This is a genomic window from Bacillus cereus group sp. BfR-BA-01379, assembly GCF_022663605.1.
GTDB lineage: Bacteria > Bacillota > Bacilli > Bacillales > Bacillaceae_G > Bacillus_A > Bacillus_A mobilis.
In genome coordinates this window covers 35292-52648 of sequence record NZ_JAKUFT010000022.1, presented here as the reverse complement: position 1 = coordinate 52648, position 17357 = coordinate 35292, and the positions used below count along the sequence as shown (strand labels likewise).

The following is a 17357-nucleotide window of genomic DNA, read 5'->3' as shown; positions in this document are numbered from 1 at the left end:
AAATCATGGTAATATATATAATATTAATTTTGTATATTACTATATATGTATAGGAGGAGAAATAATTTGTCAGATTTACAAGCGAAGTTTGGTAGCGGTATGAACAAATTGCAAGAGGGAATCGAGCAAGGAAAGATGAAATTGCAAGTAGCTCAGGAGGTTGCGCAATTAAAGAAAATTACGCAAGAGAAACTACAAGCGAAAACTGAAATTTTGCTTGAACTTGGTCAAACGGCATATATGCAACTCCGTAATGATGAAGTCCGAGTAGATGTGTTAAAAAATATTATAGAACCAGTACAAGAGCTGGATGTTGCTATTTATAACACGCGTAAGCAAATTGCTAATCTACAGAATCAAGGGCAGAAAGGGCAGTGTAGCTGTGGCGGCCCATTATCATTAAATGATAAATTTTGTGGACAGTGCGGAAAAGAAAATGAGTTACTCCTTCAATCAAAAAATGCTGAAAATGGATCATGTACTTCATGTGGTGAACAAATTGCAACAGAGGCTACATTCTGTCCAGTTTGTGGTATGAAGCAAAGTAAGGAGTGAGGAACATGTATTGTAAAACTTGTGGTTTAGAACAGTCGGATGTAGCGAATTATTGTACGCATGATGGATCAAGTACAGGTAGTGTAGAAAGTGAAGTTACGTTAGCGCCGAAAGACTCAAGGTATTGCCGAACTTGTGGAGTGGAAAGTAAAGGAACTGCTACGTATTGTGAGAAATGCGGGGATTCCTTATTTGTTATTATGAAAAAAGAAATGAAAACGAGATTACCAGACGAAGATTTACAATTACATGTAAGTTCATCTGGAAGCAGTTTAAAAAAAGGTTTACTTGGTGGTGGGCTTGCAATTGTATGTATGTTTATCGCCGGTTGGATTGGTAGCTTAATTGTCGATGCGGCGATTAACGACCTAGTGAGAACGATGTTTACAAATATGAACGGTATGCTGAATATGGCTACAGTTGATCAATCTTTCATCGGCATAGCACCATTAATTTTAATGTATCATTTAATAGGCCTTGAAGTTAGTGGGAGTGGGGCATACACGATGTCATTTATCCTTCATTTCCCATTGTTTATCTTGTTAATTATTCCGGCACTTATATTAGGTGGAATTGGATTCTTTGTAGAGAGAAGTGCCCCTTCTGCTGTTTGGCGTGAGAAGGTAATAACATCAAGTACCATAGGTATTGTATATGGGATTTTCTTGTGTATTGTAAGCTTTATTGCAAGTTCTTCTACGACAATTTCTCAATTCTATCAATCGATGACAATCGATGTTGGTTATTCTCATGTTGTTAGTTTATTGTATGGCATTATATTTGGTTTATTATTTACCTTTATTGGGATGTGCATTAAAGCAGGGCCACACCGTCTATTATCTTCTATTAGTCGAAGTGTTCCTTATGCAACATCCATTTATTATAGTGTAGTAACTGTATTAAAAGGATTGCTTATTACATTTGGTATTATACTTATTACAATTTTATTTAGCAGTTCAAAGTCAATGGGACCAATTGATTTTCCTGAGAAAACATATAAAACATTAATTTCATTAGAAGCAACACCATACATGTGGAATATGGCTCACTTTGCTCCAACAGCAATTGAATGGGGATATATGGATAAAGAAATGAGAAGATATTCAATAGAAAAAGGTCCATTGCATTTATCTTATATGTCAGGAATATCAATAAATGGTACGTCATTAAAAGATCTGGAAGTTGCTAATGGAGCGAATCTTAAACGAGTAAAAGAAATTGATGACTTCAATTTCTATATGCACTGGTGGGGATTATTAATTTTATTACCATGTATTTTACTATTTAGAGCTGGAATGAAACTGGCTCAATATCCGATGAAAAATATGTACGTAACTATTGCTGTGTTTAGTGCGGTTTATACTGTGATGATGCTTTGTGTAAATGGGTTGGCCAAAATTCATATTGAGGCTTCGGGAAGTAAAGAAGTTATGAAGGAATTTGCGGGGATTTCCGGACCATTATTCTCTATTCAAAGTAGCACGATGTATTTAATAGTAGGGAGTTTTCTTCTTTCTTACGCATTAACATTCGCGGGTATGAAGTTAGTAAAAAAATAAGGGGGAGAGCCATTTGAAGTTTTGTGGGAAATGTAATAAACAAGTTGCAGGTCATTTGAACTTTTGTCCGGAGTGTGGAAGTAAGGTAGAAGTCATTGCTGATCAAACAGCTTCTTCTCGTTCGGAAGTACAACGAGATATAAAGCCAGTGAAAAGTAAGAAAAATATAGTGTTACTTATAGGATTTGTGGTTATCTTTGCTATATTGTTTGGCGCGTATAAATTTGGTGCAAGCAAATTTTCAAAAGAAAAACAGGTCAATGTTATGATTGAAGCATTCCAAAAGAAAGATGCGAATGCAATTGATGAGTTTGTAAAAGTAGATGATCCGAGCTTGAAATTTAAAGCTGAAGATATTAAGGGGTACATCCGTTATTTAAAAGAAAACCCTTCTTATAATAAAGAACTGCTATCTTATTTACAAAGAGAGACAGTGGATCAAAAACTAGCAAGCGATAAACCATCATTTAAAGATGGTCAAATTATAGAAGACGGGAAAGAATGGTTCTTATATCCGAAGTATAAATTTAATATGAAATCTTATTATATGAATGTAAGCACGACTGCGAAGACTGCTGAAATTTATGTGAATGATAAGAAAGAGATAGAGTTATCAAATGAGAAAACTTCAAAAGAAGTTGGTCCATATTTCCCTGGTTCTTACGTTGTAAAGGCAAAAGCGAAGATGGAACTAACTGATTTAGAAACAGAAAAAGAAGTGGACTTGGCAGATGAAAAAGATGCGAAGGTGGATGTTAAATTATCACTAGAAGGAAATTATGTAACGATTTCTTCTGATGAAAATGATGCAAATGTATTTGTAAATGGTAAGAAGCGCGGGAAGTTGAGCCGCGGAAGTTATAAACTTGGTCCTGTCCCGACAGATGAAACAGTAGAGGTGCATTTAGAAAAAAACGCTGAATACGGTGTAATTAAATCTGAAAGTATGAAAGTGGGAGAACAAAGTACATATTACTTAAAATTCCCGAAAGAAGCTTCTAGTTTGGCAGTTGGTGATTTTGTACGAAATCATATTTATGATAATGTACGTGCGATTTCACTAAATGATTTTAGTCTAATTGAAAATAATTATGATAAGAGCGGGAAATCGTACAAGGAAGACCGTGATTACATACAGTATCTACACAAAAAAGGAATTACAGAAGACTTATTAACGATGGATGTTCGTAATATAGAGCGTCAAAGTGCTACGAAATATAAAGTAACGACATACGAAGAGTACCATATTCGTTACGGTGATGGGTCTGTAAAGTTCAAAAGCTTTAATAATGACCATATCGTTACTGTTAATGGAAATGGAAAGATACTGTACCATTCTCTTGGAGCGAATAATACGCTTAAGTCAGAGGAAGTATCTGGTCCGACTCGCTAATAAAGAAGAGAGGTTGTTCAATATTGTTGAACAGCCTCTTTTTTTGTGAATCTTTGCTAGTAAATCGATATTTCGTGTCGAACCGTTGATATATTTTTCTCTACTCGTTTTCACGAAGGGAAAATAAAAGGATATCACTTAGCCGAAAAAATCAGCTAGGTGGTATCCTTTTTTACAATTATGAGCGCGTTTCCTTTACTATCGCTTGTACATATGGATCATGTAATATTTGTTCTATGATTGGTAACATGTTTTGTTCGAATGGAATGTCGATAGGAAATGGCTTTTGTGAGCCGGGTTTGATTCCATATTGGACAATTTTGTAATGTGTATTTTCTTCAGAGCTGAGCACAATTAATTTATATCGATTGTCATCACCAGCGAGTGAAAAGTCAATGGAAGTAGCGTCGTATGTTACTTCATCCTTATATATATACGGTTTTGGTGTACCGATCCAGTCTACTTTTGCTTGTACATTCATGGACATAACCTCCTTATAGCTATTATAAAAAAATAAAAGCCAGCTCTCAACAAAGAGAACCGGCTTTAGCAGTCATTGGTTATTTTAAAATTTTCACTTTAACAGTTTTGCGTCCCCATTTTTGAGCAGCACTATCTGATCCAAGTAAGATGTCGATACGGTTACCTTTAATTGCACCACCAGTATCTCCAGCGATAGCTTCTCCGTAACCTTCAACCCATACTTTAGATCCTAATGGGATTACTTTTGGATCAACAGCGATCATTTTCATGTTTGGGTTCGCTGTTAAGTCATGACCCATTGCAGTTAATACACGGCCGCCGTATGTGCCACCGTTTTCACTTGGGTGAGCTGTATATGCTGTAGCTACAACTGTTAACTCACGACCACCAGAAGGTGTGCTAGTTTCAGCAGCTTTCACAGCAGGCTTAGCAGCTGGTTTTGCTTGTGCTGCAGGTGCTTGCGCTTTAGCTGGTGCTACAGTTTTAGCAGGAGCAGGTTGTTCTTGTTTCTCAATAACAGGTGCTGTACCTGTTAAGAAAGGAACGTGAACATAAGCTGTTTTCCCGTTATATTCAAATTGTAACCACTCATTTTGTACTTGGTTCGTTGTTTCGATCATATCGTCTTTCTTAAGCGTCCCAAGAATTTCTGAGTTTGTGTTCGCTTCAGCACGTACGTTTAATACGTTAGCTGTTACGTAGTAGATGCTTTTTGTAAATTCTGTACTTACGAATGCGTCTTTACCATCTAAAGTGATTTTTGACCATCCGTTCTCTGTATTTTGAACATCTATTTTATTACCGTTTAGTAATTTACCGACAACTTTTGATTCCGTAGTAGGGTTTTCGCGTACATTCAGTACGTCTGTTGTTACAACAGTTTCTGCATTAGCAGATGATGTGAAAATCCCAAGACCAAAAACTGCTGCTGTTGCTATTCCAATTAATTTTTTCATGATAGCCTCCATTGCGTTTGTTTTCGTGTCCTCATTATAGCAACAGATTTTTTCGGATTTCGGGAAAACACACAATTACAAACCATTCGTAATCAGTCGTTAACATCCTGTAATATAACAAAAAATATAGGAAAGCGTTTTTCATTCCATATGATTATTAGGTTTCTACTTATATTCAAAATATTTAATACAACATATTGTTTTCGGCGTAAATAAAAATGTTACAGGAGTGTTACATGATGTTTACTAAACGATTACATTCCTTGAGTATTTTACCGTTTTATGGGTAATATAGTTATATAAACATAAACATTTTGTTTGTGAAACTATAAACACGTGCTATATACTAGCAAAAAAACCGCATAATTGTTACAAACAGAAAGGGTTGCAAGGAAGAAAAATGCCCTTTTTTACATCTGTAACACATCCTTTTTTGGGAAAACATATTCCCATCCGCATTTTTCTCGCACAATTTGACAGCAGTATTTCGATCTTGTAGCTCTTGCAGAGTAAAAAGATTATACGGAAGGTAAGGCTGTCCATAAGAATTCGAATTGGTGAAGGTGAAAGTAAGAAAATCACCGCAAAAATCATAGTTTTCTATCCGATTTTACATATCGGAATTGATGTTATTTACAAAAGTGAAACCTACGAAGGGGGATTTGATGAGGAAACTGACAAAAACATTCATCGTTTCATTAACATTATGTATTGCATTTACAATTTGGGGGATTATTCCCGAATCTATTATTGGAAAAGGTAGCCTAGGAAATGTAACAACCGCAATTCAAACTGCATTAGTTAGTAAGTTTGGATGGTTCTATATTATTTCTGTTTCTATTATATTAGGTGTGTCTATCTTTTTAATTGTTTCGAAATACGGTTCTATTCGTTTAGGTAAAGATGATGATGAGCCTGATTATAGTTATATGACATGGTTTGCTATGCTATTTAGCGCTGGTATGGGTATCGGCTTAGTTTTCTGGGGCGTTGCCGAACCGTTAAACCATTTGTACGCACCTCCATTTGGAGAAGGTGCAACTGAGGAAAGTGCGCGTCTTGCACTACGCTTTTCATTTTTCCATTGGGGATTACATCCGTGGGGACTATATGCATTTGTAGCGCTGTGTATTGCTTACTTTACTTTTAGAAAAGGAAAAGCAAGTACGATTAGTGCGACAGTAGGTCCGTTATTTAAAGGCGGGGAACATGGACGTATTGCTCATTCATTTGATGTGTTAGCTGTTTTCGCAACTGTGTTTGGTGTTGCAACATCATTAGGTCTTGGTGCAAAACAAATTGCAGGTGGTGTTAGTTATTTAACATCTATTCCGAATTCATTGCCGACACAGTTAGTTATTATTGCAATCGTAACCGTTCTTTTCATGTTATCTGCGCAAACAGGTCTTGATAAAGGAATTAAATATTTAAGTAATGCGAATATTATTTTGGCGTTTGCACTTATGATTATTGTATTATTTGCAGGTCCAACAAACTTTATTATGAATTACTTCACTTCAACAATCGGTTCTTATCTTCAGGAATTGCCAAGCATGAGCTTCCGTTTAAGTCCATTAGATGAAGGCGGAAACCAATGGATTCAGTCGTGGACAATTTTCTATTGGGCATGGTGGATTGCATGGTCACCATTCGTAGGTACGTTTATTGCTCGTGTTTCACGAGGACGTACCATTCGTGAGTTTGTTATCGGTGTGTTACTCGTACCGACTGTAATCGGTGCGCTTTGGTTCTCTGTTTTCGGCGGGACTGGTATTCATATGGAGTTGTTTGGTGCTGCACATATCTTTGAAAAAGTGAAAGAGATGGGAACAGAAGTAGGATTATTCGCTATGTTTGATCAGATGGGAAGCTTTGGATCAGCTTTATCTGTTCTAGCAATTCTTCTGATTTCTACATTCTTTATTACATCTGCAGACTCTGCGACATTCGTTTTAGGGATGTTAACGACACATGGTAGTTTAAATCCACCAAACCGCATTAAAATGGTTTGGGGTATCGTTTTAGCAGCGTTAGCTTCTATCTTATTATATGTAGGTGGATTAGAAGCCTTACAAACGGCAGCTATCATAGCAGCATTCCCATTCGTCTTCGTTATTTTCTTTATGATGGCAGCATTATTTAAAGAGTTACAAAAAGAAGGGCGTACGAAGCGTCATAAATAATAGAAGGAAAAAGAGCTGATTATGTATCAGCTCTTTTTTATATAGAAGGAACTTTAACAGCAAGTCAGGGAAATAAAATACTTTACTATATAAGTAGTATGCCTTTTATATAAAGAAAAATCGGTACGTTTCGACAAATTCCGATAATTTGTAAATTCTATTCATATTTTTGACAAAAAATTGTCGGAAATGTGTTGTCACGTTTATGTATATGTGCTATATTATTTCCTGTAAGCGATTTCAAATAGTTTTAAAGCGCATTCAAGGGGGACATCTAGAATAATGAAACGTTACGAAAGAAAGTGGAAGCATATTTGTTTGAAACGTGTGGCACATCGTAGTGTCCAAGAAAGCACGGAACCTAAGACTGAAACGCGCAAAGAACAGCTAGAGAAGCAATTGGTTCTACAAAAATAGCAATCACTTTTTCGTATATAAATGAAGGTCAATCGTTCGTTGGGGGATGGACGTGAAATTACTTTCAGCTAAGGGGTATTGTCTGATATATAATTTATACGGCAATAAATAAGCACAGAGCATACGGCGCTCTGTGCTTATTTTTATTATTTATCTTTTTTGAATCGAACTGTTTTATCCCAGCCAATGACTTGTTTTTTGCTCTTTGCACGTAAGTATAAAATTAAGCTACGAATAAATAAGTACGTAAAGAGTTGTGCGTACGTAAAGTACATGATAACACTAATAAAAATATTAGTTGGTGTAAAGGTTCGTTCTACACTCTGGGCACTAAATAATTGAGAAACATATGTAATATATGCGACATACCACATAAATAGTAGCGGAATGCTATATTGAATTTGGAATATCCCGAGTAACCCAATTACAAACCAAACGTTCGAAATGATTAAGAATAGCCAAAATATAACATACACTAAAACTTGTTGTAAGGAATGGACGAGAAGTTTTCCTTTAAAGAAACTTAAGGAAGAAAACATTTTTTCTAAAATATACAAGTTCCCTTGGAGCCAACGTGTACGCTGTTTAATAAGGATTTTTAAATGCTCAGGTTCTTGTTCCCATGTAATCGATTCTGGAACGATTGGCAGGAGATAGCCTTTTTGTGTAATTCGTAATGTTAATTCAGCGTCTTCTGCAATTGCATACGGGTCATAACCGCCAAGCTCTTCTAATGCAGAGCGGCGAAGAAGCATGTTTGTTCCTGTTAGTGAACCTGTTTGGAATAGTAACCAGCGTCCGGATTGCATAAGGAGCTGGAAGATTTGAAATTCCAACGAAATCATTCGTGTTAGCCAGTTTCTATTTTCATTTACAGTACGAACGTGACCGACAGCTCCAACAGCATCCTCGGTTGTTTCAGCGTGTTCTACAAGCATTCGCAGTGCATGTGGTTCAGGCTGGTTATCTGCATCATACACACAGAAGTATTCACCATCTGAAATACTAAGACCATAGTTTAATACACGTGATTTCCCTTTTGGCTCACCTGCTGGAACACGAATGTGACGAATATGAGCATAAGCCTTATCGAAATCGTCACCAATTTCAGGTGTCTCATCTTGAGAGTTATCGTTTAATAAATAAACAGTTAGTTTGCCTGGATATTCGATCCTCGCCATCGCCTCTAAAGTATCTTTAATAACGACGCCTTCATTGTGGGCAGGTATTAAAATATCGACGCTTGGATACTGTTCTAGCGTACGATCTTTTCGTTTACTATTTCGGTGAATTAAGCCTGCGAGTGTTAAGAAAGAATAATAAACAAGTAAGGCAGAGAATAGAAAGGCTGTAAAGATAAGTATATACTTAATCGAAAATGTGATGCTAATCCAAAAAACGAGTACGCAAAACAGAAGGAATAAAAGCAGTATAACGAGTGTCATCATAATAACGTCTGTCCTTTGTTCCCGATTTGCTCGCGTGAAATTTTTATATCTTGGATCGCTTCAGCAGCAAGCCATTGCTCCATTTTTGGCTTTAGACGGTTCATTACAATGTCAGCACCGGCTTCATTTGTGTTTTGTAATAAAATAACGAGCTTATTATTATCGTATTCAGCAGCAAGGTCAAAGTCATCTCTTATTGTTTCAACTAATAATGAAGCTACACGGTCCATAACACTTTCCTTCGTATATTTACTAAAGGAATTGAAATCAAAGTAAATAATAACGCCTGTTTCATTACGACGATTCATTGCGGTGATTAATAATGCTTGTCGTCTTTCGAATTCTTGTCTTGTTAATAATTTTGATTCTCCAATGTATTGTTCTAACGTCCTCACACGTTCGGTTAATTCTTTATTTTCATGAATAACCTTCTTTAATAAATGAGTTGAGATATATACGATGAAGAAGTTTGCTGCCATTAGGAAGTGAGTAATAATGTATTCCCATTGTTCTGATGTACTCCATAAGTAAAGCCAAGCTTGGTAGAACAGATAGAATACCGAAGTAATGGTTCCTAATATGAAGAGAACAAATGCGGTTTTATCAGTCAATAATAGAAATAGTACATTAACAATTACATATATAATTGTGAAAATGAGAGCATGCTCATATTGCGTTACATGTACAGTTGTAAAATAAAATAAAATTTGTAAAATCCACATAGAGAGGACTTTATAGAAGTTATCTTTCACAAAACTTTCCTCCTTAAAGATAATTCATGCAAGGATACTTGTAGTATGCGCAATTATTAAGAAATAGACCGGATGACTAGGTTATTTTTACAGAGCAACTATAAGTAGTATCCCTCTTTTGTAAGAAAAAATAAACAGACTTACTAATTATTGTATCATAATGTTTTTATATTTCATTATGAAGTATTGAAAATATACCAAAAAAATAAAGAGCATAATAAAAAGCCCCCCCTTTAGAAAGAGGAGACTTTACATCATTTTATAGGAACATCATACCTGCAACTGCTGCATTTAAGAAGTTCGCTAATGTACCAGCGATAACTGCTTTAATCCCTAACTGTGCAATTTGTTTACGGCGAGTAGGAGCTAATGTTCCTGTTACACCTAATTGAATTGCGATAGAAGAGAAGTTTGCGAATCCACAGATTGCGAATGTTAAAATTAAATTTGTTTTTGCAGAGAACTCTGCCATGTGTGGTCCTAAGTTTGCATATGCAACGAATTCGTTGATTGCAAGTTTTTGACCGATAAAGCTTGCTGCTTGTATAGCTTCATTTGGAGAAACCCCGATTAAGATTGCAAATGGTGATAGTAAGTAGCCGAAGATTAAATCAAGACTAAGTTTAATATCGAACCAAGAACCAACCCATCCTAGTAGACCATTTAATAAAGCGATTAACGCGATGAAGGCCATTAACATTGCTGCTACGTTAATAACAAGTTGCATACCTTCAGATGCACCACGTGCCGCTGCGTCAATAACGTTTGCGTCTTCACGTTCTGTAGAAAGCTCAACGTTGTTATCTACTTTTTCTGTCTCAGGCATAATTAGTTTCGCAATTAATAAACTTGATGGAGCTGCCATAATTGCTGCTGCTAATAAGTGTTCTAACGGAATACCCATTGCTGCATAGCCGACAAGAACTGATCCGGCAACAGCTGTCATACCGCTTACCATAATAGTAAAGAATTCACTATTTGTTAAACGTGCTAAGTAAGGTTTAATTAAGATTGGAGCTTCAGTTTGTCCTAAAAATACAGTTGTTACAGAGTTTAAACTTTCAGCTTTAGAAGTTCCAAGAAGTTTACTTAATGCGCCACCAACGACACTGACAAATCTTTGCATAATACCGAAATGATATAAGATTGCAACTAATGAACTAATAAATACGATTGGAAGTAGTGCTTGAATGAAGAAAACAAATCCCCAAGGGCCTTTTGCGTTGACTAAATCCCCAGCAACGAACTTAATTCCCTCGTAAGAAAAATTAATTAATCCTTGAACGCCATCTGCAGCGTATTTTAAACCTGCTTTTCCAGCATCCCATCGTAATACGATAAATGAAAATGACATTTGTAATGCTAGCGCGATTAAAATTGTGCGCCAATTAATAGCTTTGCGGTTGGAAGATAGTAAGAAAGCAATTGCTAATACTCCAATCACGCCGCCAATTCCCCATAAAAGATTCATGCAGTGTATGCTCCTTCCTCATAGTAAAAAAAGTGTATAAACCAGTTGTCTATACGTTTACGAATATAACATCTTAAGTAACTTATCATAATGGACATCAGAGGTCAAACGTCTAACGAAAAGTTTAAATAAAAAGAAAATTCTTTAAAAAAACACATATAAAATGAATGGGCATGAAATAGGTTATGTTTTTTATGTGAAAATATACATTATGATAACGTTATGGGTTGTTTTTGCAGAATATAGTGTATGAAATAGGGAAATAGATACATTATTTTTTCGGGGATATAGGTGACATATACTAAAAAGAGCCTTCTAGTAATCTAGAAGGCTCTAAAAATATAACTTAAGGTGCTTTCGTATAACCTAAGAAGTGCTTACTCCAATAAGAGTTACTTAGTGAAGCAATTGCTACACCTTTATCTCCAGCTTGGATAAACGATCCGCCTCCAAGGTAAATACCCATATGAGAAGGACCTGCTTTATAAGTGTCTTTGAAATAAATTAAGTCACCTGGTTGTGGACTTGAAGTTTGTGGTAAGCTGCTCCAATATCCTGCAACACTTTGACGACTAATATTATGACCAAATTTCTTAAATACGTGGTAGATGTAACCACTGCAGTCAACACCAGTAGCAGAAGTACCGCCCCAAACGTATGGTACGCCTTGCATTCCTTTTGCGTATGCAAGTAGGGAAGAACTATCGCCGTTATTATTGCTTGTATTATTATTGTTGTTGTTGTTGTTACTTTGGTTCTCGTTAGGCTTATTATTTACAGCGCCACCAACTGGTGTTTTAGAAAGGTAACGTGTTCCGATATAACCAGCTTGACCGTTGTAGTTAATTTTACTCCATCCAGAGTTTTCAGAGATTACTTGAACCTTCTGGCCTTGTGGAAGTGCGCCTATGATTCTATAATTTGTACCTTCGCCGCTACGTACGTTTAAGGCAGAAGCATTAATGTAGTAGTCACCAATTGCACCTTGATCTGGTTGTTTTGGCTGTTCAGGAGTAGCAGTGCCACCTTTAACGAATTTTACAAACTCGCTACTAACGAAGCCTGTTTTTCCTTGATAGTTTACTTTAAACCAACCGTTTTCAGATCCAACTACGTTTAATGTAGTCCCATTTAACACGCCACCAATTACACTATGGTAAGCAGCAGGGCCTGTACGAACGCGTAGAGATGTTGCGTTAACAACGTAAGTACCACCAGTTTGAACAGTTACATTATTATTTTGTTCTTGTTTGTTATCTTGGTTGTTACCTTGTGTAATGTTGTCGCTAGAACCGCCTTTTGTTACGTAGTCTTTGCTTACGTAAGCAGTTTGTCCAGCGTAATTAATTTTGAACCAATCTTGAACTTCGCCAACAACTTGTACGACTTGTCCTTTTGTAACAGAAGCTACAGTTGTATGAGAAGTGCTAGGACCTGTACGAACACGAAGGGAAGATACATTTACTGTATAGTTTCCACTTGCTGGTTTTACAGATTCTTGGTTGTTATTATTCGTATTGTTGTTTGAAGAACCCGTATTTGAAGAAGCACCAGATACAAATTGGCTACTTACATAACCTACTTGTCCATTATGGTTGATTTTCACCCAACCATTTTCTTGCCCAATTACGTTTAATGTTTGTCCTTCATATACACGTCCTGAAACAGAACTAGAAGTGTTTGGAGCGGTACGTACACGTAATACATCAGCAGTCACTTTATTGTTTCCACCTGATGTATTTACATTAGTGTTGCTTGCTCCATTTTTTGATACAAATTCGCCGCTAACAAAGCCGGTTTGTCCATTAATGTTAATTTTGAACCAACCATTTTCTTCGCCAACCACGTTTAAAGATTGACCGTTATACACGCGTGAGATGATGTTGTGAGAAGTACTAGATCCTGCACGAACATGTAATACGCTAGTGTTTACCGTATAAGATGAGCTGTTTGATGCGGAAGCTTGGACAGTTTGTGTAGCAGCTTTTTGTGTATTTTGTTCAGGGGCAGCTTGAACACTATCCAGTGTAGGTGCTGCTCCTCCTGCTACAGACACTGCCGCAAGACCGGCAAGGTATTTTTTCATAATTTGTCGATTCCTTTCTGTCTGTAATGTAGTGAAGAAATATTTACCAACTGTTAAAAATTCTAAAGAGCATGTCGATTACTGTCAAGACTTATGCGGGAATCTGAATATGACAAAAAGATTACAAGAAAAAATCAAGGCATAAATCTATACCTTGATTTCCAATTAAATACATATGTTGAGTGTAGAAAGAAAAGAAATTATTCGTGTTTAAGAAGACATGTTGGATTGTAGCAAGCTTTGAGAAAAGGATCTTTGTAGCACTTTTGTGATAGGGCCAACTTGACCATCATGAATTGCAGTTCCATCAAGGTGAGTCATCGGCAAAATTTCAATCGTCGTTCCTGTAAAGAAACATTCATCCGCTTGATAAACATCGCGAATGCTAAATAGTTCTTCTTGTACAGGAATGCGAAGGGTTTTCGCTAAAGAAAGGATATATTGACGAATGATGCCATTTAAAATAAGGTGATTGGCTGGATGTGTGTAGAGAGTTCCGTTTTTTATGAGAAAGAAATTAGAACAGCTTCCTTCAGTTACAGTACCATTTCGTACGAAAAGAGCCTCTTTACAACCTTTGCGTTCAGCCTTTGTAGCAGCTAATATATTGGGCAATAAATTTAACGATTTGATATCACAGCGTAGCCAGCGCGTATCTGGTTCTGATATAGCACGTACACCATATTCAATCCATAACGCGGGTCTTTCTTTCTTTGTAATATAGGCATAGATTGTCGGCGGGACGTCATATGAGAATGTGTGGGTACGAGCTTGTACACCACGAGATACTTGCAAATAAATCGTTCCATCTTCGTAGAAATTATTACTTTCAATTAGTTTGTAAAGTAGGATAATAAGTTCTGCTTTTGAGAAAGGGAGTGATAATTCTATTTCTTCCATGGAGCGATATAATCTTGTGATATGCGGATCTAATAAGTGAAAGTTCCCTTTATATAGGCGAATAACCTCGTAGACACCATCTCCAAACTGCAAGCCTCTTTCTTCAAGTTCTATGTACGCGCGATGTTTTGTTGTATCAATAACTGCATCATTCCATAGTACAAATTTTTCGTATGCCAATTTCTGTCCCATCCTTTCGTAAGTGCATAAGTAAAGTGAAGCCTTCATTCGAAATAAAAATCACTATAGTAATTTTTATGTGAGTACTTCTTTACATATGACGTATATGTATTTGTAAATGGTAGAGAAGTAGTAGTGATTTACAGCATTTTGTATATACAAATTCGAAAATAAGAAATAAGAATCCTGCTTTTGGATAAAAAAAAGCAACATTCTTATGGAATGCTGCACAAGGAGGGTAGCTATCTTTCATAGGGACATCGTCTTATTGAATGTTTTGTGTATGGAAACAAAACACATTGAAAGACAATTATAAGAAAGTAGAAATAAACGATTCCTATATTTCTTTAAGGGATCTTATTAAAGATGAGAGATAAGAAATATATAGAACCTTGCTTACATATTTTATTATAGAGATGGTTCATTAATTCTATGTGAATATTTGGTAAAGGTTATGTAATGTTAAAGTTAATGAATATAAGTGGTTGTATGGAGAAATATAAAAAAAAAGAGGCTGAGATTACTCAGCGCTCTTCTTTTCTTCTTTAATAGCTGTCTTTACTTCACCAGTTTTGGTCTTATTACTTTCAGAGAAGCGAAGTAAGTCACCTTCAATGATTTTGTCAGACATGTTCAATTCATTTTGGGCACGATCAATGAGTGGTTGAGATTCTTCTTTTGGTAATTGTACAACTTCGCCAGTAGTACGGTCGTAGAATGTACTGTTCGTGTACATGTACTTATCTGTAATGAAGCTACCGTCACGAAGAACGACGAATCCTTTATTATCAGGTGAGAATACATCATGACCAAATTGAACTTGATTCGTAGAATCTACACCAAGTAAATTTAGAATTGTTGGTTTAATGTCAATTTCACCAGTTGGTTTTGAAATTGTTTTACCTTCTTTTTGACCTGGAACGTGAATAAACATCGGTGTTTTTTGTAAGTTCATATGGTCAAATGCAGTGATTTCCTCTTTTCCTAAGAACTGTGCCATTGCACGGTTATGGTTTTCAGAAATACCGTAGTGATCACCGTAGAATACGATAACTGAGTTGTCGTAAATACCTTCTGCTTTTAGACGCTCAATAAAGTGTTTCATTGCTTCGTCTAAATAGCGAGCAGTTACCATGTAACGGTCAAATACGCCATCACCAGAATTGTATTCATCGATTAATTTCGTATTTTCATCATAAGTGAATGGGTAATGGTTTGTTAAAGTAAGGAAACGAGTATAGAACGGTTGCTTCACTTCTTTTAACATATCGATAGATTGATCGAAGTATTCGATATCTTTTAATCCCCAATTTAATTTCGTTTCTGGCGTAATCTTGTAGTCAAGTTCGTTGTAGTAACGATCATAACCAAGTGCCGGATACATAATGTTACGGTTCCAGAACGTTGCGTTGTTCGCGTGGAATACTGATGTGTGGTATCCTTGCTCACGTAAAATTTCTGGAGTTGCTGTATATTCGTTATTACCGTGTGTGAAGAATACAGCACCACGGTCTAGTGGATACATGGAAGTATCTACTAAGAATTCAGCATCTGATGTTTTTCCTTGCCCAGTTTGATGGAAGAAGTTATCAAAGTAATAACTTTCTTTCGTAAATTGGTTTAAGAATGGTGTAACTTCTTGTCCGTTAACTGTTGCACCAATTAAGAATGTTTGTAGTGACTCAAGAGAGACAACAATTACGTTTTTCCCTTTTGCAGTACCAAACATATTTGGATCTGGTTTGCTTTGTGTTGTTTTTACATAGTTTTCTGTTTCCTGTAACTTACTACCGTCAGCAAAAGCTTTTTGTGAACTTGATTTTGCTTGTAAGCCAAGGTCGTATACTTGGTGTACATATAAACCTAAGTTTTTAACAAGCATAACGCGGTCGAATGAACGTGTTAATAGTTCAGGACGTTCGGCTTCTGCCAGTCCTAAGTTTGCGAAGAAAATAGCAACTGTTGACACGAAGTATAGGGAACGCATTGGGCGTGCTACACGTTCTGTCGGTGCAAAATTCTTCATCTTCTTCAATAAAATGAAGAATACGATAATATCAGCAAATGCAAGGATGATTTTGTAGTTAAACAATTCTTTCACACTAGAACCTAAACTCCCAAAGTTAGATGTTTGTCCTAGTACAGGTAAAGTAACGAAGTCATTGTAGAATCCGTAGAACATTACGTTACCAACAAGAATGATTGTTAAGACAAAATTAATTCCAAGTGCTATATAGTTACGTTTTTTCCCTTTTGCAAATAATGCAAGGCCAACAAGCAGTAATGATGCTGCTAATGGGCTAAGGAATAAAATGAATTCTTGCATGAAAGATTCAAGTTTTAAATCAAAGCTTGTGCGTGTAATAATATATGTCTTCAACCATACGGCTAAAGCTACGAATACAGTGAAACGCACATTTTGAAATTGTGATTTCAAGGTTTCTTTCATTCATTTCCACCCTTTCTCTATCAGGCTTGGTCGATTTTGGAGCGAAAAATGCTAAAATAAAAAATACATAGTTTTCTTGGCCATAATTAGAGGTTCTATATTCACCCATATACGACTATAACTATGCATACCCTTTTGGTTTCTTTTGCTGCTCATAAGTATAACGTCATTTCTGTATTATACAACAAAATTCATTTCTGAGAAACACTATAACATTTTACATTTTTTGTATGAGATTTGTCACTACCAGAGAAAACTTTAACATTCGTTTATATGTCCGTCAACTAGAAAATATAACAAAGGTAGAGCAGAATGTTAAGTGGAATTGAAAATTTTCTAGGTTGAGAAATAAGAAATGACGATGGGTAAGCGGTTATCTAGAAACCTATTATATGAAGGAAAGTACGGGAAAATTAACGAACACTTGTTCTTTTTTCGTTTGTTTGTTACAATGAAAGTTCATTGATAGATTATGTGTAATTTTGATGAACTTTTACTGATAACATATTGTAGCTTATTTCTTTA

General features: G+C 36.0%; 12 protein-coding genes. 4 read left to right on the top strand and 8 right to left on the bottom strand.

Features of this window, described 5'->3' with window-relative positions:
• The first annotated feature begins 66 nt into the window (after positions 1 to 66).
• From MR113_RS11025 to MR113_RS11015, 3 genes are read left to right on the top strand one after another with little or no spacing between them, the layout of a single operon-like run.
• Positions 67 to 555 (top strand): zinc ribbon domain-containing protein, encoded by a 489-nt coding sequence (locus MR113_RS11025; RefSeq protein ID WP_242254185.1) that lies wholly within the window; start codon positions 67 to 69, stop codon positions 553 to 555.
• 5 nt (positions 556 to 560) lie between these two features.
• The gene (locus tag MR113_RS11020; RefSeq protein ID WP_242254183.1) at positions 561 to 2114 is read left to right on the top strand and encodes a hypothetical protein; all 1554 of its coding nucleotides are present in this window, start codon (positions 561 to 563) and stop codon (positions 2112 to 2114) included.
• 13 nt (positions 2115 to 2127) lie between these two features.
• Entirely contained in the window at positions 2128 to 3507 is a 1380-nt protein-coding gene (locus MR113_RS11015; RefSeq protein ID WP_242254181.1) for a zinc ribbon domain-containing protein, read from the top strand.
• Between the two features lie 178 nt (positions 3508 to 3685).
• Here the strand turns inward: MR113_RS11015 and MR113_RS11010 are convergent, their stop codons facing one another.
• Together MR113_RS11010 and MR113_RS11005 are read right to left on the bottom strand one after the other, a co-directional pair.
• Positions 3686 to 3988: a DUF3910 family protein gene (locus MR113_RS11010; RefSeq protein WP_098238603.1), complete on the bottom strand. Its 303-nt coding sequence runs from the start codon at positions 3986 to 3988 to the stop codon at positions 3686 to 3688.
• Positions 3989 to 4067: 79 nt separating this feature from the next.
• On the bottom strand, positions 4068 to 4946 hold the full coding sequence (locus tag MR113_RS11005) for a cell wall-binding protein EntA (RefSeq protein WP_046955549.1): 879 nt from the start codon (positions 4944 to 4946) through the stop codon (positions 4068 to 4070).
• Between the two features lie 665 nt (positions 4947 to 5611).
• On the opposite strand from MR113_RS11005, the gene opuD reads away from it, so the two are divergent.
• Positions 5612 to 7129, top strand: a complete 1518-nt coding sequence (gene opuD, locus MR113_RS11000; protein ID WP_242254179.1) for a glycine betaine transporter OpuD — start codon at positions 5612 to 5614, stop codon at positions 7127 to 7129.
• A gap of 563 nt (positions 7130 to 7692) precedes the next feature.
• Here the strand turns inward: opuD and MR113_RS10995 are convergent.
• From MR113_RS10995 to MR113_RS10970, 6 genes are all read right to left on the bottom strand, one after another.
• Complete coding sequence (locus MR113_RS10995; RefSeq protein WP_242254178.1) at positions 7693 to 8994, bottom strand: glycosyltransferase family 2 protein; 1302 nt, start codon at positions 8992 to 8994, stop codon at positions 7693 to 7695.
• Positions 8991 to 9746 (bottom strand): GGDEF domain-containing protein, encoded by a 756-nt coding sequence (locus tag MR113_RS10990; protein ID WP_242254177.1) that lies wholly within the window; start codon positions 9744 to 9746, stop codon positions 8991 to 8993. The genes MR113_RS10995 and MR113_RS10990 overlap by 4 nt, the downstream gene beginning before the upstream one ends.
• Positions 9747 to 10005: 259 nt before the next feature.
• Positions 10006 to 11217, bottom strand: a complete 1212-nt coding sequence (locus MR113_RS10985; RefSeq protein ID WP_088098439.1) for a NupC/NupG family nucleoside CNT transporter — start codon at positions 11215 to 11217, stop codon at positions 10006 to 10008.
• Between the two features lie 346 nt (positions 11218 to 11563).
• A complete protein-coding gene (locus MR113_RS10980) occupies positions 11564 to 13303 on the bottom strand; it encodes a C40 family peptidase (RefSeq protein WP_242254176.1) in 1740 nt (579 codons plus the stop codon).
• Positions 13304 to 13513: 210 nt separating this feature from the next.
• Entirely contained in the window at positions 13514 to 14395 is an 882-nt protein-coding gene (locus MR113_RS10975) for a D-amino-acid transaminase (RefSeq protein ID WP_242254175.1), read from the bottom strand.
• A gap of 508 nt (positions 14396 to 14903) precedes the next feature.
• Complete coding sequence (locus MR113_RS10970) at positions 14904 to 16832, bottom strand: LTA synthase family protein (RefSeq protein WP_242254174.1); 1929 nt, start codon at positions 16830 to 16832, stop codon at positions 14904 to 14906.
• Between the last annotated feature and the right edge of the window lie 525 nt (positions 16833 to 17357).

Excerpts from the sequence above, each read along its gene's own strand:
- MR113_RS11020 (WP_242254183.1), top strand. The coding sequence starts at position 561 with ATGTATTGTAAAACTTGTGGTTTAGAACAGTCGGATGTAGCGAATTAT.
- MR113_RS11010 (WP_098238603.1), bottom strand. The coding sequence starts at position 3,988 with ATGAATGTACAAGCAAAAGTAGACTGGATCGGTACACCAAAACCGTAT.
- MR113_RS11005 (WP_046955549.1), bottom strand. The coding sequence starts at position 4,946 with ATGAAAAAATTAATTGGAATAGCAACAGCAGCAGTTTTTGGTCTTGGG.
- opuD (WP_242254179.1), top strand. The coding sequence starts at position 5,612 with ATGAGGAAACTGACAAAAACATTCATCGTTTCATTAACATTATGTATT.
- MR113_RS10995 (WP_242254178.1), bottom strand. The coding sequence starts at position 8,994 with ATGATGACACTCGTTATACTGCTTTTATTCCTTCTGTTTTGCGTACTC.
- MR113_RS10985 (WP_088098439.1), bottom strand. The coding sequence starts at position 11,217 with ATGAATCTTTTATGGGGAATTGGCGGCGTGATTGGAGTATTAGCAATT.
- MR113_RS10980 (WP_242254176.1), bottom strand. The coding sequence starts at position 13,303 with ATGAAAAAATACCTTGCCGGTCTTGCGGCAGTGTCTGTAGCAGGAGGA.
- MR113_RS10975 (WP_242254175.1), bottom strand. The coding sequence starts at position 14,395 with ATGGGACAGAAATTGGCATACGAAAAATTTGTACTATGGAATGATGCA.
- MR113_RS10970 (WP_242254174.1), bottom strand. The coding sequence starts at position 16,832 with ATGAAAGAAACCTTGAAATCACAATTTCAAAATGTGCGTTTCACTGTA.